Annotated in this window: 11 protein-coding genes and 1 pseudogene; 7 read left to right on the top strand and 5 right to left on the bottom strand. The window is 70.9% G+C overall.

All coding sequences use genetic code 11. From position 1 onward, the window contains the following. Positions 1 to 96 precede the first annotated feature (96 nt). The 3 genes and pseudogenes from nhaA to STRVI_RS42465 form a co-directional block, all read right to left on the bottom strand. On the bottom strand, positions 97 to 1488 hold the full coding sequence (gene nhaA, locus STRVI_RS42475; protein ID WP_014061743.1) for a Na+/H+ antiporter NhaA: 1392 nt from the start codon (positions 1486 to 1488) through the stop codon (positions 97 to 99). Positions 1489 to 1740: 252 nt separating this feature from the next. After that, entirely contained in the window at positions 1741 to 3702 is a 1962-nt protein-coding gene (gene acs, locus STRVI_RS42470; protein ID WP_043241638.1) for an acetate--CoA ligase, read from the bottom strand. A 114-nt stretch (positions 3703 to 3816) separates the two neighbouring features. After that, positions 3817 to 4791 (bottom strand): annotated as a pseudogene (locus STRVI_RS42465) (carbonic anhydrase); the annotation flags it as partial. A gap of 520 nt (positions 4792 to 5311) precedes the next feature. On the opposite strand from STRVI_RS42465, the gene STRVI_RS42460 reads away from it, so the two are divergent. After that, entirely contained in the window at positions 5312 to 6730 is a 1419-nt protein-coding gene (locus tag STRVI_RS42460; RefSeq protein ID WP_014061740.1) for a hypothetical protein, read from the top strand. Here the strand turns inward: STRVI_RS42460 and STRVI_RS42455 are convergent. Then, positions 6711 to 7715, bottom strand: a complete 1005-nt coding sequence (locus tag STRVI_RS42455; protein ID WP_014061739.1) for an ATP-binding protein — start codon at positions 7713 to 7715, stop codon at positions 6711 to 6713. The genes STRVI_RS42460 and STRVI_RS42455 overlap by 20 nt on opposite strands. Positions 7716 to 7817: 102 nt before the next feature. Here STRVI_RS42455 and STRVI_RS42450 point away from each other — a divergent pair, with 102 nt between their 5' ends. Next, entirely contained in the window at positions 7818 to 8645 is an 828-nt protein-coding gene (locus STRVI_RS42450; protein ID WP_014061738.1) for a hypothetical protein, read from the top strand. Between the two features lie 393 nt (positions 8646 to 9038). On the opposite strand, the gene STRVI_RS42445 is transcribed toward STRVI_RS42450, so the two are convergent. After that, positions 9039 to 9875, bottom strand: coding sequence for an HAD family hydrolase (locus STRVI_RS42445; protein ID WP_043237453.1), 837 nt, complete (start codon positions 9873 to 9875; stop codon positions 9039 to 9041). Positions 9876 to 10329: 454 nt separating this feature from the next. On the opposite strand from STRVI_RS42445, the gene ssd reads away from it, so the two are divergent. The 5 genes from ssd (at position 10330) to STRVI_RS42420 (ending at position 14660) form a co-directional block, all read left to right on the top strand. Continuing rightward, entirely contained in the window at positions 10330 to 11439 is a 1110-nt protein-coding gene (gene ssd / locus STRVI_RS42440) for a septum site-determining protein Ssd (RefSeq protein WP_014061736.1), read from the top strand. Then, the gene (locus tag STRVI_RS42435) at positions 11436 to 12602 is read left to right on the top strand and encodes a TadA family conjugal transfer-associated ATPase (protein ID WP_014061735.1); all 1167 of its coding nucleotides are present in this window, start codon (positions 11436 to 11438) and stop codon (positions 12600 to 12602) included. Before ssd ends, STRVI_RS42435 begins: the two co-directional genes overlap by 4 nt. Next, positions 12599 to 13525, top strand: a complete 927-nt coding sequence (locus tag STRVI_RS42430; protein WP_014061734.1) for a type II secretion system F family protein — start codon at positions 12599 to 12601, stop codon at positions 13523 to 13525. Before STRVI_RS42435 ends, STRVI_RS42430 begins: the two co-directional genes overlap by 4 nt. Next, positions 13515 to 14333 (top strand): type II secretion system F family protein, encoded by an 819-nt coding sequence (locus STRVI_RS42425; RefSeq protein WP_014061733.1) that lies wholly within the window; start codon positions 13515 to 13517, stop codon positions 14331 to 14333. Before STRVI_RS42430 ends, STRVI_RS42425 begins: the two co-directional genes overlap by 11 nt. Before the next feature lie 129 nt (positions 14334 to 14462). Beyond that, the gene (locus tag STRVI_RS42420; RefSeq protein ID WP_014061732.1) at positions 14463 to 14660 is read left to right on the top strand and encodes a DUF4244 domain-containing protein; all 198 of its coding nucleotides are present in this window, start codon (positions 14463 to 14465) and stop codon (positions 14658 to 14660) included. Positions 14661 to 14848 lie beyond the last annotated feature (188 nt).

Below are 14848 nucleotides of genomic sequence, written 5' to 3'. Positions count from 1 at the left end.
CGTGCTGCGCCGTCCGCGCTTGGTACGTCTCGCTTGGTACGTCATCTGTGCTTGCTACGTCTTCTGCGCATTTCTGCGGGCGTCAAGCCTCTCAGATCATGCCGGACCATCGTCGCCGGAGTCGTTCGCGGCGGCCACTTCGGCAAGCCGCCGGTGCTCGGCGGCCTTTGCCTCGTGAATGGCGGCCATCCGCAGGTGGTATTCGGGGCTGTCCAGCTCATAGACGTCCGGGATGCCGTCCATGTCCTCGTCCCGCTCCTCCTCCTGACACAGCCGCTGGTAGGTGGTGTTGCGCAGCTTGAGGAGGATGCCGGCGAACAGGGCGGCGCTCAGCGAGCCGATGAGGACCGCCGTCTTGATTTCCCCGGCGAGCGCGGGATCGCCGGGGAAGGCGAGTTCGCCGATGAGGAGGGAGACGGTGAAGCCGATTCCGGCGAGGGCGGCCACCGCGAAGACATCGGCCCAGGCCAGATCCTCGTTCAGCTCGGCTCTGGTGAAGCGGGCGGCGCACCAGGAGCCGCCGAAGACGCCGACGGCCTTGCCCACGACGAGGCCGAGGACCACGCCGAGAGTCTCCGGGCGGGTGAAGACATCCGCCACGGCGCTGCCGGAGAGCGGCACCCCGGCTGCGAACAGGGCGAACAGCGGCACCGCCACGCCCGCCGACACAGGGCGCAGCCGGTGCTCGACGCGCTCGGCGGGGGAGCGCTCCTCGCCCTCCCGTACGGTGCAGCGCAGCATCAGGCCCATCGCGACACCGGCGATGGTGGCGTGCACACCGCTGGCGTGCATCAGCGCCCAGGCCACCACGGCGAGGGGGAGATGGATCCAGGCCGTCCGGACGCCCTTGCGGTGCAGCAGCCAGACGAGGACGAGCGCGGCGACGGACAGGCCCAGTGCGATGAAGTTGATGTGCTGGGTGAAGAAGATCGCGATGATCAGGATGGCGCCGAGGTCGTCGACGACCGCGAGGGTGAGCAGGAAGGCGCGCAGTGCGGCGGGCAGGGCGGTGCCGAGCACGGCGAGGACGGCGAGCGCGAAGGCGATATCGGTGGCGGTCGGCACCGCCCAGCCCTTGAGGCCGCCGTTGCCGCTCGCGCTGACGGCGACATAGACGAGGGCGGGCACGGCCATGCCGCAGACGGCGGCGATCACGGGCAGCGCGGCCGCCTTGGGGTCACGCAGCTCGCCCGCGACCAGTTCACGCTTGAGCTCGATACCGGCGACGAAGAAGAAGATCGTGAGCAGGCCGTCGGTGGCCCAGGAGGCGACCGAGAGGTGCAGATGCAGCGCCCGGGGACCGAAGGAGAAGTCCTTGATGTCGCCGTAAAGGCTGCTGAGCGGGGTGTTGGCGAGGATCAGCGCCACGATGGCGGCCACGAGGAGGATCACACCGCCGACGGTCTCGGTGCGCAGCGCGTCGACGACGAACGTCCGCTCGGGCAGCGACAGGCGTCCGAGGAACTTGCGGCTGGTGGGCGCGGCCACAGGCGGGCCTCCTGGGTGAGTCGGTGGTGCGGATACACGTGTGGCGTATGCCGACCAGACTTCCCGGCGCTCCTGTCCCTCATCTTGTCGTAATTTTCATGCGACAGCCACCTGCGGCAATCACGGCCAGGGGCGCCCCCGCCTGGCGGAAGCGCCCCTCGCTCATGTGGTGCTCATGCTGCGCCTGTGGTGCCGATGTGGTGCCTGTGATGCCTCTGGCGCTTTTGGTGTGCCGACCCTGGGCGGGTCGGATCAGTCCTCGCTGGGTGCCAAGGGCAGCTTGCTCTGGATCAGCTCCATGACGGAGGAGTCGGTGAGCGTGGTGACATCGCCCAGCGCGCGGTTCTCGGCGATGTCGCGCAGCAGACGGCGCATGATCTTGCCGGAGCGGGTCTTGGGCAGCTCGGCCACCGGCAGGATCCGCTTGGGCTTGGCGATCGGGCCGAGCTGCTTGGCGACATGCGCCCGCAACTCCTCGACCAGACCGTCATCCTCGGCCGCGCCGCCGCGCAGGATGACGAACGCGCAGATGGCCTGGGTGGTCTGCGGGTCGGTGGCGCCGACGACCGCCGCCTCGGCGACCTTGGGGTGCGAGACGAGCGCCGATTCGACCTCGGTCGTCGAGATGTTGTGGCCGGACACCAGCATCACATCGTCGACCCGGCCGAGCAGCCAGATGTCGCCGTCGTCGTCCTTCTTGGCGCCGTCGCCCGCGAAGTAGCGCTTGTCGAAGCGGGACCAGTAGGTGTCCAGGTAGCGCTGGTCATCACCCCAGATGGTGCGGAGCATGGACGGCCACGGCTCGGTGAGCACCAGATAGCCGCCATGACCGTTCGACACCTCATTGGCCTCGTCGTCCACGACGGTGGCGGCGATGCCCGGCAGCGGGACCTGGGCCGAACCGGGCTTGGTCGCGGTGACGCCCGGCAGCGGGCTGACCATGATGCCGCCGGTCTCGGTCTGCCACCAGGTGTCGACGACGGGCGTGGTGTCCGCGCCGATGTGCTTGCGGTACCAGATCCACGCCTCGGGGTTGATGGGCTCGCCGACGGAGCCCAGGATGCGCAGCGAGGAGAGGTCGAACTTGGCCGGGATGTCGTCGCCCCACTTCATGCAGGCGCGGATCGCGGTCGGGGCGGTGTACAGGAGGGTGACCCCGTACTTCTGGACGATCTCCCACCAGCGGCCCTGGTGCGGGGTGTCCGGGGTGCCCTCGTAGAGCACCTCGGTGGCGCCGTTGGAGAGCGGGCCGTAGACGATGTACGAGTGGCCGGTGACCCAGCCGACGTCCGCGGTGCACCAGAAGACGTCGGTCTCCGGCTTGAGGTCGAAGACCGCGTGGTGGGTGTAGGAGACCTGGGTGAGGTAGCCGCCGGAGGTGTGCAGGATGCCCTTGGGCTTCCCGGTCGTGCCCGAGGTGTAGAGGATGAACAGCGGATGCTCGGCGTCGAACGCCTCGGGGGTGTGCTGCTCCGGCTGGCGCGCCACGATCTCGTGCCACCAGACGTCGCGGCCCTCGTGCCAGTCCACCTCCTGTCCGGTGCGGCGGACGACCAGCACACTGCGCACGTTCTCGGTGCCGGGCCGGGTGAGCGCCTCGTCGACGGCGGGCTTGAGCGCGGAAGCCTTGCCGCGCCGGTAGCCGCCGTCCGAGGTGATGATGACGCGGGCGTCGGCGTCCTGGATACGGGTGGCGAGAGCGTCGGCCGAGAAGCCGCCGAAGACCACCGAATGCGGAGCGCCGATACGGGCGCAGGCCAGCATCGCGACCACGGTCTCCGGGATCATCGGCATGTAGATGGCGACCCGGTCGCCCGTCTGGACCCCCAACTCGGTCAGCGCGTGGGCCGCTTGGGAGACCTCCCGCTGCAGCTCGGCATAGGTGAGGGAGCGGGTGTCGCCGGGCTCGCCCTCGAAGTGGAGCGCCACCCGGTCGCCCAGACCGTTCTCGACATGCCGGTCGACGCAGTTGTACGCCACATTGAGCTTGCCGTCGGCAAACCACTTCGCGAACGGCGGGTTCGACCAGTCGAGTGTCTCGGTCGGCGCGGTCGCCCATGACAGCCGACGGGCCTGCTCGGCCCAGAAGCCCAGGCGGTCCGCCTTCGCCCGCTCATACGCCTCGGCCGTGACATTGGCGTTCGCGGTCAGCTCGGCGGGCGGCGCGAAGCGACGCTCCTCCCGAAGAAGGTTGGCCAGGCTCTCGTTACTCACGACATCTCCCATTCCCAGGGTGTCCGTTGTGTCCCAGGCCATAGCTCATCAGCCAACGGCACACCCTGACAAGGGCTGTCGCCGAAAATTGGTTTAGACCTGTCATGGTCTATGTCACCGCCCCAGCTCCAGGGCCCCCTGGACGGGGTCCCCTCCCCGCTCCGCGACGCCGGAACATCCGCTTCCGGCCTGGGTGGGGGCCGCCGTGGCGAGGCAGGCGGGCATCGGTGCGCCATGGCCCGGACGGACGGGCAGGAATCTCCCCGAGCCTGTGTCCAGGACATACGCCTGCGCCTCCGCCACGTGGAAATACATTCCATGCAGCGCCAGCCCGCCCTCCGCCACCCGCCGTGCCACACAGGCGTGCTCCATCAGATGGTCGAGCTGCTGTCGCACATTGACCAGCGCCAGCCGCTCCACATCGTCGGCGATCGGCCGGCTCGACAGGGCGACCTCGCCGCGCCCCAGTCGATCGATCCGCTCCATCCGCGCCAGCGCCGGTCTGCCGTGGCGCAGCCAGCGCTCAAGCGGCGAGCGCTCCAGCGGCGTAGGGTCCCCGCCGGTGGATACCCCGGTCCCGGGCTGGGGCGGCGTTCGGGGCGGCGCCGATGAGCCGAGCAGCGCATGCATCGCACCGCATCCGGAGTGTCCGCACACCGTGATGCTGCTGACCTTCAGCACCTCCACCGCATAGTCGATCGCCGCGCCCACAGAGTCGCAGGAGCCGTCGGCGCCCGATGGCGGCACCAGATTGCCGACGTTGCGAACGGTGAACAGGTCGCCGGGGCCACTGGAGGTGATCATGCTGGTGACCAGGCGGGAGTCGGCGCAGGTGAGGAATAGCTGGCTGGGCCGCTGCCCCTCCCGCGCCAGCCGGGCCAGCTCGTCGCGGACCAGCGGTGCCGTATGGCGCTGGAACGCGCTCACCCCGCCGAGCAACTGACCGCCTGCGTGCCCGTCGACGCCCGCGGCCGCCGGGGCGGGACGGGTGCAGTGGTGATCACGCCAAGGCGTCCACGGCCGGCAGGCCCGGGCGCCTCCCGCCTCCGCGACCCGCCGAGTCGGCCGTCCATCGGCCGCCGCCCGTCCGGAGCCCGAGGACCGGGGGAGCACCGTGAGCAGAGCGATCGTGAGGAGGGTGACCGCGAGGGCTGCAGCGGCGACCGTGAGCCCCGCTCCGAGCGAGGCGCCGCAAGCCCATGCGATGCCCAGTGAGGCCGGGGTGACGACCAGGGAGAGAGGAGCGGCGAACGGGAAGAGGATGGCCGAGGGGGAGGGATCTCCACGTCTGTGGCGGGAGACCCGGTGGATCCGGTCCAAGAGCTTCAACATTCCCGTCTCCTCCGGGGCTTCGGTCGCGGATAGCGGCGCGGCCGTGGGTCACGGCGTACTGCGGTACTGAATCCCAAGCGTTGGTAAATGAATCGTAATGCTGAGTAAAGTCGCTGGGAAGTCTTTTGGGCGGAAGCGGGCCGTTATTCCCCCTATAGGGTGAATAGTCATTTAAAACGCCTTGTCATCCTCTGTCTTTTCCTCGATCCATGCGAGGTTGGCTCCCATCCGGCCGGATCTCCTGGACACAGCGCGACGCGAGGGACGAGGTGGCGGTATGAGGGCCAGAAGAAACGTCACTGCACTGCTGGCCACGGTCGTGGCGCTCTCCATGCCGGTCGGCTGCTCAGGAGACTCCGCCCAGCCCCATGGACCGGGCGGCACCGCGGGCCCGCGCCACGACAGAGACGGCCCGCAGAAGGGCCCGGGGGTGCCGAACCACCCCGACAAGGCTCCGAAGGCGGTACGGCTCATCGGCGACGGATCGACCTCCGACACCGGCCCGCAGCCCCATCAGCCGAAGGCCGAGCGGCTTGAACCGGGCGAGAGACCACCGCAGTTCGTCGTCTTCTCCTGGGACGGCGCCGGGCAGGACAAACAGAAGCTGTTCTCCCACTTCCGCGCGGTCGGCAGGAAGTACGGCGCGACGATGACGTACTTCCTCAGTGGTGTGTACCTGCTGCCCGCGGAGAAGCGATACCTCTACGATCCGCCCAGGCATCGGCGCGGCGCCTCGTCCATCGGCTTCAACGACGTCAAGGGCATCAAGGCCACGGTGGAGCAGCTCCGCGGCGCCTGGCTGGACGGCAATGAGATCGGCACCCACTTCAACGGTCACTTCTGCGGACGCAAGCGCGGAGTCGGCACCTGGTCGGCGCGGCAGTGGACCAGCGAGATCCAGCAGGCCGAGTCGTTCGTCGAGAACTGGAAGACCAACTCCGGTCTGGAGCACGAGAAACCGCTGCCCTTCGACTACGGCAAGGAACTCATCGGCGGCCGTGCGCCCTGTCTGGAGGGGCAGAAGAAGCTGATCCGGGCGGCCGCGAAGCTGGGATGGCGCTATGACGCGAGCTCGCCCGGCGGGCTGCAGATCTGGCCCCGCAAGATCCACGGAATCTGGGACTTCCCGCTGCAGCAGATCCCCGTACCGGGCCGCTCGTTCGAGACGCTCTCCATGGACTACAACTTCCTCGCCAACAAGCCGCGTAAGAAGGGGGGCAAGCGACCCAAGCGCTCCACCTGGGGCCGTCCGATGCGCGATGGCCTGCTCGCCGCCTTCGACCGCGCGTACGAGGGCAACCGGGCGCCGCTGTTCATCGGCAACCACTTCGAGTCCTGGAACGGCGGAACGTATATGCGCGCCGTGGAGGACGTCATCAAGGAGGTCTGTCCACGCAAGGGGGTGCGCTGCGTCTCCTTCAAGCAACTGGCCGGCTGGCTGGACGCGCAGAACCCCCGCGTCCTCGAGAAGCTGCGGGTGCTGGACGTCGGGAGGCGGCCGCCGGGCGGCTGGAGGAGCTACCTGGCCGCTGAGCCGGGCGTACCCGGGAAGCACGTCTCAGAGGGCAAGCACGTCTCCGAGAGCAAGCACATGGATCAGCACGCGGGCGAGCGCAGGCGGACGTCCGACCGCGAACCTGCGCATGAACGGACGTCCGAGCACCACACGCATACGGCTAAGCGGGAGCGGGAGTAGCCGCCGAACCCTCCTCCGGTGCGAACTCCCGCAGCGCGAAGGCGGGGTCGACCTGGGCGGCCAGATCGGCACCCGTCTTCGCGTTCCCCCAGCTCTGCGCGTTCTTCAGGTGGAAATGCACCATCTGGCGGGTGTACCGCTGCCAGTCGCGCCGCTCGTACGAGGCGTCGGCAGCGTCCCGCAGAGTCCGCAACGCGTCGCGGTTCGGCTCCTCAAGCTCCTCGAACCGGGGCGCACGGCCCTTCTCCATCGCCCGGACCCAGTCGGAGTGGCCGAACGCGACCAGGAGGTCATCGCCCACCTCCGCGCGGAGGAAGTCCAGGTCGTCCGGGCCCTGCACCTTGTTGCCGACCACCCGGAGCGCCACATCGAAGTCGCGGGCGTACTCCTTGTACTGGCGGTAGACGGACACGCCCTTACGCGTGGGCTCGGCCACCAGGAACGTCATGTCGAAGCGGGTGAAGAGGCCGGAGGCGAAGGAGTCGCTGCCCGCCGTCATGTCGACAACGACGAACTCGCCGGGCCCGTCGACGAGATGGTTCAGGCACAGCTCGATCGCGCCGACCTTGGAGTGGTAGCAGGCGACGCCGAGATCGGATTCGGTGAAGGGGCCGGTCGCCATCAGCCGCACCGCCCCGTCGTCGAGCCGCAGGGCGCGGGCGCATGCCTGGTAGACGGGGTTGTCCTCGCCGATCCGCAGCAGCCGCGACCCCTCGCCCGGCGGGGTGGTCTTGATCATGGTCTCGGCGGAGGCGATGCGGGGGTTCGTGCCGCGCAAATAGTCCTTGATCAGCGGGAGATGGGCGCCCATGGCGGGCAGTGCGGCGGCCTCCGCCTCGTCGAGTCCGAGCGCCACGCCCAGATGTTGGTTGATATCGGCGTCGACGGCGACGACGGGGGCGTGGGCGGCGGCGAGATGGCGGATGAACAGCGACGACAGCGTGGTCTTGCCGCTTCCACCCTTGCCTACGAAAGCGATCTTCATGTTCACCTAGCGTAGGTGAGTGATCGCGGACCATGCGGGATTTACGTGAAGAACACCACTCCAACGAGGGGTGCCCGGTGTGGGGTGCGTAGTGTCGTACTCATGAGTACGTCAGCTGATCCGCTCGCCGCCCTGGCCGCGCTGCCCGGTGTGGCCGAGTCCGTGAACGCCGTACGGAAGGCGGTGGACCGGGTCTACGGACACCGGGTGATGCGCCGCCGCAGCAATGAGGTCACCTCCGAGGCGGCGTTGCGCGGGGCGCGGGGCTCCGCCGCGCTGGCCGGTGCGGACTGGGCGCTGGAAGAGGTGCGCCGCCGCACCGACTTCGGGGCCGAGGGCGAGCCGCGCACGGTGGGGGCGGCGCTGCGGCTGACCGCCGAGGCAGGGCAGTTGCTGAGCATCTGGCGTCAGTCGCCGCTGCGCGTTCTGGCTCGGCTGCATCTGATCGCGGCGGGCGGGGCGGAGGGCGATGAGGGGGTCGGACGCCCCCGGCAGCCGGGTGAGCCGGTGGACGAGCCGCTGATCGGGTCCGATCTGCCGCTGCCGGACGCGGACGAGGTGGCGGGGCGTCTCGATGGGTTGGCTCGGCTGCTGCTCGCGGGCAGCGAGGCTCCGGCGCTGGTGACGGCGGCGGTGGTGCATGGCGAACTGCTCGCCCTGCGGCCCTTTGTCTCCCGCAATGGTCTGGTGGCGCGCGCGGCCGAACGGATCGTGCTGGTCGGCAGCGGCCTCGATCCGAGGTCGATCTGCCCGGCCGAGATGGGGTACGCGGAGCTGGGCGTCGCGCCGTACATGGCGGCGTTGGAGGGCTATGCGTCCGGGACGCCGGAGGGCATGGCGGTGTGGATCGCGCACTGCGGACGGGCGGTTGAGCTCGGGGTGCGGGAGTCCACGGCGGTCTGCGAGGCCCTGCAGCGCGGGGCGGCCTGACGCCGGAATAGCGGGCCGATGCCGGAAGGGCGGTCCACGGCCGGAACGGCGGTCTGGGGCTGGGCAAGAGCGGAGGCTGGGCGGGAGCGGCCTGACGCCTGACAAGAGTTGCGGCGGTACCCGTGGGCACCGCCGCTGGCACAGCTACCGGGTTACCATGCGTGCAATCTCATTCGCCCATCAGGTCGGGAACTTATGCCCGTCACCTGGTGCGGCTGGCCCGTAATCGACGGGTCGACGTCGCGTGGGTGCTCAGCGTCTGTGCTCGGTCCGTGGGGCCTTGGCGTCTGAGGGTTTCCTCCCGGATACCCCTGGTCTCGCGGGCCGTCGATTCCTTTGTACTCCTGCGAGAGGCCAAGTGGAACCCCTCACCGCAGATCTTTGGTATTACCCCTAAACGCGGGCATAAAGGGCGCGGCGCCGATTGGTGTACCACACCAGCCCGGCGGTGGCGGCGGCCGCGCCGACGGCCGCCGCCACGGCGAGCACCGGGCGCGGTGGCATGGAGAGCGAGGGCCTGCGCTGCTTCAGCCGGACCGGGCGGTTGAAGGAGAGCACCGGCCAGCCGCGGGCCGCAGCCTCACGCCGCAGCGCCCGGTCCGGGTTGACCGTATGAGGGTGGCCGACCGACTCCAGCATCGGGAGATCGGTCGCCGAATCGCTGTAGGCGTAACAGCGTGACAAGTCGTAGCCCTCCGACTCCGCCAACTCGGCGATCGCCTCCGCCTTCGTCGGGCCATAGGCGTAGTACTCCACCTCTCCGGTGAAGACTCCGTCCTCGACGACCATGCGGGTGGCCACCACGCGGTCCGCGCCCAGAAGCTCGCCGATCGGCTCGACCACCTCCGCTCCGGAGGTGCTCACGATCACCACATCGCGGCCGGCGATGTGGTGCTCCTCAATGAGCGAGGCGGCCTCGTCGTAGATGATGGGGTCGATCAGATCGTGCAAGGTCTCGGCGACGATCTCCTTCACCTGCTGGACATTCCATCCGCGGCACAGCGCCGAGAGGTATGCGCGGATCCGTTCCATCTGGTCGTGATCGGCGCCGCCGGCGAGGAAGACGAACTGCGCATAGGCGGTACGCAGTACAGCGCGGCGGTTGATCAGGCCACCCTGGTAGAAGGACTTGCTGAAGGTGAACGCGCTTGACTTCGCAATGACCGTCTTGTCCAGGTCAAAGAAGGCGGCTGTCCGGGGCAAGGAGTGGTTTTCCACGACGCCGAGCATAGGGCCCACCATTCGGCGTAAGCTCAGGCGCGTGGGTTTGCCTGAGAAGGCTCTCGGGTACACCATGGAAGTCACGGATCGTTCGCGACCGTGCTAACCCCGGCCCGACTCCTCCCCCCCCGAGTCGGCCGTGGGGACGACCCCCGCTCTCCCCCCCGGCGGGGGTCGTCGCATGTCCGGACGCATTTTCGGCGTTCTCACGAGATCTTGATCCCCTCCCTCGGGCCTGTGTGGCCCCGGCTTTCCACAGCTTGAGCGGTAACCGTGCGTAATCGCTAGGCTGCTCTCCGGAAGTCACTGCTTTAGGTGACTGGGATATTCACAAGTGATGAGTTGTCCACAGTTTTGGACCAAGATCCCCAAGATTTTCTGGATCGCAGCACGGTGATTCTCCGCGGTGCTCGCACTCGCTGTTCGCGGGAGTGAGAGCGCGTAACGAATATGGGAGGGGATCGTGACTGCATCCATCACACCGGAACGCCCTTCGGCGGCCGAAGGACAGCAGGGCAGACCGCTCATCGTCACCGAGGACGAGGAGCTTCTCGACGATCTGCTGCGGCTGTGCGCGGCGGCCGGAGCCGAACCGGAAGTGGCACATGGCGCGCTCACTCGCCGGGGCAGTTGGGAGGCCGCACCGCTGATTCTGGTTGGCGACGATTCGGCCGCCCGGCTGTGCGACCGGGCCCGCAGAGGAGGGGTGTTGCTCATCGGGCGGGATCTGGACGACCACGGCATCTGGCGGCGGGCGGTGGCGCTCGGCGCGGACAACGTGGCGTTCCTGCCCGATGCCGAGACCTGGCTGGTGGACCGGATCGCCGATGTCGCCGAGGGCGTGGGCCGACAGGCCCTGACCATCGGGGTCATCGGCGGCCGCGGCGGCGCGGGGGCCTCCACCCTCGCGTGCGCCCTGGCGGTCACCGCGGCCCGCTCCGGTCGGCGCACCATGCTGATCGACGGCGATCCGCTGGGCGGCGGGCTCGATGTGCTGCTCGGCGGCGAGGGCGCGCAGGGGCTGAGATGGCCCGCCTTCGCCGAGTCGCGGGGGCGGGTCGCCGGAAGCGCCCTGGAGGAGTCGCTGCCCGAGCTGCACGCGCTGCGGGTGCTCAGTTGGGACCGTGGCGATTCGGTCGTCATCCCGCCGTCCGCGATGCGGGCGGTGCTGGCCGCGGCCAGGCGGCGCGGCGGGGTCGTGGTGGTGGATCTGCCGCGCCGCGTCGACGACGCGGCGGCCGAGGCCCTGGCCCAGATCGACCTCGGGCTGCTGGTCGTCCCGGCGGAGCTGCGAGCGGTCGCGGCCGCCCACCGGGTGGCGTCCACGGTGGGCATGGTGCTGCGGGACCTGCGCGCGGTGGTGCGGGGCCCGTGCGGGCCGGAGCTCGGCGACGAGGAGATCGCGGGGCTGCTCGGGCTGCCCCTGGCCGGCCAGTTGCCACCGGAGCCCGGTCTGGCCGACATGTTCGAAGGCGGGGAGCCCCCGGGCGGCAGCCCCCGCGGACCGCTCGGCCGGTTCTGCGCCGAGTTCTGGGCGCGTGCCCTCGCCGATGAGGGAGGTGTCACCGCATGAGCGTCGTATCGCCGGATCTGCTGGACGCGGTGCGGCTGCGGCTCGCCGGGAGCGGCGCGGAGCCCACACCCGCCCGGGTGGCGGCGGCCCTGCGTGAGGAGGGGCGGCTGCTCGGCGACACCGAAGTGCTCGGTGTGGTGGAGGCGCTGCGCTCGGAGCTGGTCGGCACCGGGCCCCTGGAGACGCTGCTGGCCGCCCCCGATGTCACGGACGTCCTGGTCACCGCCCCCGATGAGGTGTGGGTGGACCGGGGTTCGGGGCTGGAGCGCACGGCCGTCACCTTCGTGGACGCGGCCGCTGTGCGCAGGCTCGCGCAGCGGCTCGCCGCGGTGGCCGGGCGGCGGCTGGACGACGCCCGGCCGTGGGTGGACGCCCGGCTGCCGGATGGGACCCGGCTGCATGCGGTGCTCCCTCCGGTCGCGGTCGGCTCGACCTGTCTGTCGCTGCGAGTGGTGCGCCCCCGGGCGTTCTCCCTCGCAGAGCTGGAGGCGGCCGGGACGGTGCCGCCGGGCGGCGCGCATCTGCTGCGGGCCATGCTGGACGCCCGGCTGTCCTACCTGATCAGCGGCGGCACCGGCTCGGGCAAGACAACGCTGCTGAGCACCCTGCTGGGGCTGGTCGGCCCGCAGGAGCGGATCGTCCTCGCCGAGGACTCGGCCGAGCTGCGGCCCGACCATCCGCATGTGGTCCGGCTGGAGACCCGCCCTGCCAATCAGGAGGGCCGAGGCCAGGTCACCCTGCGGGATCTGGTGCGGCAGGCGCTGCGGATGCGCCCCGACCGGCTGGTGGTCGGGGAGGTGAGAGGCGCCGAGGTCACCGATCTGCTGGGGGCGTTGAACACCGGCCATGAGGGCGGCTGTGGCACCGTCCACGCCAATACGGCGGCCGACGTTCCCGCGCGGTTGGAGGCGCTCGGCTCGACCGCGGGTCTGGACCGGGCCGCGCTGCACAGCCAGTTGGCGGCGGCGCTGTCGGTCCTGGTCCATCTGGTGCGGGACCGCGGTGGGCGGCGCAGGATCGCCGAGTTGCATGTGCTGGACCGGGACCGGGCGGGCTTCGTCACGACCGTCCCCGCGGCCGTCTGGAGCCCGGAGGGCTTCGAACGGACGGCGGGCTGGCAGCGGCTCCAGCGGCTCTGCGCACGGGGCGGAGGGGCGGCATGACGGGCGCGGGAGCGGACCAGGGGGCGCTGACGCTGTGCGCCGCGATGCTGTGCGCGGGGGCGGCCGTATGGCTGCTCGCCGGGCGGGACCGGGAGCTGCGCCGGGTAAGGCTGCTGTTCGCGAGCGGCGGACCTGTCGAGCCTGCGGGGCCCGACCCGGTGCGACGGCTGTCCGAGACCGCCGCCTGGCTGCGGGAGCGCTGGCGGGTCGGGTACGGCGGGCGGATGGGGCGTGAGCTGCTGTGTCTGCCGGTCGGCTGTGTGATCGCGCTGCTGGGCGCGTCGGTTCTGCCGCTGCTCGGGGCGGTGGTGGCCACTCCGGTCGTCGGCCGGTGGCTGCGGTCCCGGCGGCACGAGCGGGACCGTGTGCGGCGCGCCGCCGGGGTGATCGACCTCTGCGCCGTCGTGGCGGGCGAGCTGCGGGCCGGGCGGCATCCCGGCGAGGCGCTGCTGGCGGTGGACCCGGGGCACCTGAGAGAGCGTTGGGGGCTGGTGACGGCCGCGGCGCGGTTCGGCGGTGAAGTGCCGGACGCGCTGCGGAGGGTGGCCCGGCTGCCGGGTGCCGAGGGGCTGACCGGGGTCGCGGCCTGCTGGCAGGTGGCGGTCGACGAGGGAGCGGGGCTGGCGGCCGGTCTCGACCGGGTGGCGGCGGCGCTGCGCGCCGAGCGGGACCAGCGCGACAGCCTGGACGCCAAGCTGGCGGGGGCCAAGGCCACCGCCGCCGCACTGGCGGTGCTGCCCGTCGTCGGGCTGGTGCTGGGCGGCCTGCTGGGCTCCAATCCACTGCATGAACTGCTGCACACCCCGGCCGGGCTGAGCTGCCTGCTGGTGGGCGGCCTGCTGGAGTGGACGGGCCTGGTGTGGACCGGCCGGATGGTGCGGGCGGCGCGTGAGCCGGGGCGGCCGGTGGCCGATGAGCGCTGAAGTTGTCCACAGCCTGGGGATTTCGCTGTCCGTCTTGGCGGCGGTCCTGTGCGCGGCGATGGCGATGGTCGAGGCCCATCGGGAGCGGGGCGCCCGACGACGGCTGACGGCGCTGCTTCCGGGCGCGAAGGACCGGCGGCCGAGGCGGGCCCGGCCGTGGCGGCGCCGGCGCGCCGGGGCCACTGCGGGCGCGCTGCCTCTCTGGGCCGCGCCGTGCGGCGCTGTGACGATCGCCGTCGTCCTCGTCGGAGGGCCGCCGGGGTGGGTGCTGGGGCTCGCTGTGGCCTGCGGCCTCTGGTGGTGGCAGCGGCACCGCCGCGCGACGGCCGGGCGCTCCGGTCATGACCGGCGCCTCGAGGCCCTCGCCGCGCGCCAAATCCCGCTGGCCGCCGATCTGCTGACCGCCTGCCTGGCGGCCGGAGCGGGCCCGCGGAAGGCGGCGGAGGCGGTGGGAGGTTCGCTAGGCGGCCCGGTCGGCGAGCGGCTTGCCCAGACCGCGGCAGAGCTGCGGCTGGGAGCCGAACCGGCCCATGCCTGGGGGCGCATCGGGGCTCTGCCCGGAGCGCAGGGGCTGGCGCGAGCCCTGGAACGCGCTGGGACAACGGGCGCTCCGGCGGTGGAGCCGGTGTCGCGGCTGGCGGCCGAATGCCGGGCCGAGCAGGGGCGGGCGGCGATGAAACGGGCCGACCGCACCGGTGTGCTGGTCAACGCACCGCTCGCGGGCTGCTTCCTCCCCGCGTTCCTGCTGGTCGGCCTGGCCCCGGTGATGATCGGGCTGGCCCGCGGCCTGATGGGCGACGGCCCCTGAACACCGACGAGAACCAATCACACCAGCACCAACCACACCAGTGAACGACAGCGGCACGGCAACAGCACGACGAACGACGGACGACGAACTGCGGTCAGTGACACCGCGGACAGGGCAAGGGGGGCCGACATGGTGAAGCAGTGGTGGGCACGGCGGTACGCGGCGGCGCGTGCGAAGGCCGAGGCGGGCATGGCCACCGCCGAGTACGCGATGGGAACGATCGCGGCATGCGGTTTCGCCGCGGTGCTCTACAAGGTGGTGACCAGCGGGACCGTCAGCGACGCGCTGCAGTCGGTCATCGGACGGGCGCTCGATGCGCAGTTCTGAGGCGCCGGAGACGGCGGAGCGGACGCGCCCGCGCGCCAGGAGCGGCGCGCGGGGCGTCCCAAGGGCCCGGGGCTTCGCAAGGCTCCGGGGCGCCCCGAGGGCCCCGGGCGTCCCCAGGGCCCCGGGCCTCCCAAGGACCCACGGCGTCTCAAGGACCCACGGCGTCTCAAGGACCCGAGGCGTCCTAG

It is taken from the genome of Streptomyces violaceusniger Tu 4113 (genome assembly GCF_000147815.2).
In the GTDB taxonomy this organism is placed as follows: domain Bacteria; phylum Actinomycetota; class Actinomycetes; order Streptomycetales; family Streptomycetaceae; genus Streptomyces; species Streptomyces violaceusniger_A.
The sequence above is the reverse complement of the archived record's forward strand: the minus strand, read 5'-3'. Positions and strand labels throughout refer to the sequence as shown.

Bases quoted from the DNA above. Each gene is read 5' to 3' on its own strand.
- STRVI_RS42435 (WP_014061735.1), top strand. From the start codon at position 11,436: ATGAGCGTCGTATCGCCGGATCTGCTGGACGCGGTGCGGCTGCGGCTC.
- STRVI_RS42430 (WP_014061734.1), top strand. From the start codon at position 12,599: ATGACGGGCGCGGGAGCGGACCAGGGGGCGCTGACGCTGTGCGCCGCG.
- STRVI_RS42420 (WP_014061732.1), top strand. From the start codon at position 14,463: ATGGTGAAGCAGTGGTGGGCACGGCGGTACGCGGCGGCGCGTGCGAAG.
- STRVI_RS42455 (WP_014061739.1), bottom strand. From the start codon at position 7,715: ATGAAGATCGCTTTCGTAGGCAAGGGTGGAAGCGGCAAGACCACGCTG.
- STRVI_RS42460 (WP_014061740.1), top strand. From the start codon at position 5,312: ATGAGGGCCAGAAGAAACGTCACTGCACTGCTGGCCACGGTCGTGGCG.
- STRVI_RS42425 (WP_014061733.1), top strand. From the start codon at position 13,515: ATGAGCGCTGAAGTTGTCCACAGCCTGGGGATTTCGCTGTCCGTCTTG.
- STRVI_RS42445 (WP_043237453.1), bottom strand. From the start codon at position 9,875: ATGCTCGGCGTCGTGGAAAACCACTCCTTGCCCCGGACAGCCGCCTTC.
- STRVI_RS42450 (WP_014061738.1), top strand. From the start codon at position 7,818: ATGAGTACGTCAGCTGATCCGCTCGCCGCCCTGGCCGCGCTGCCCGGT.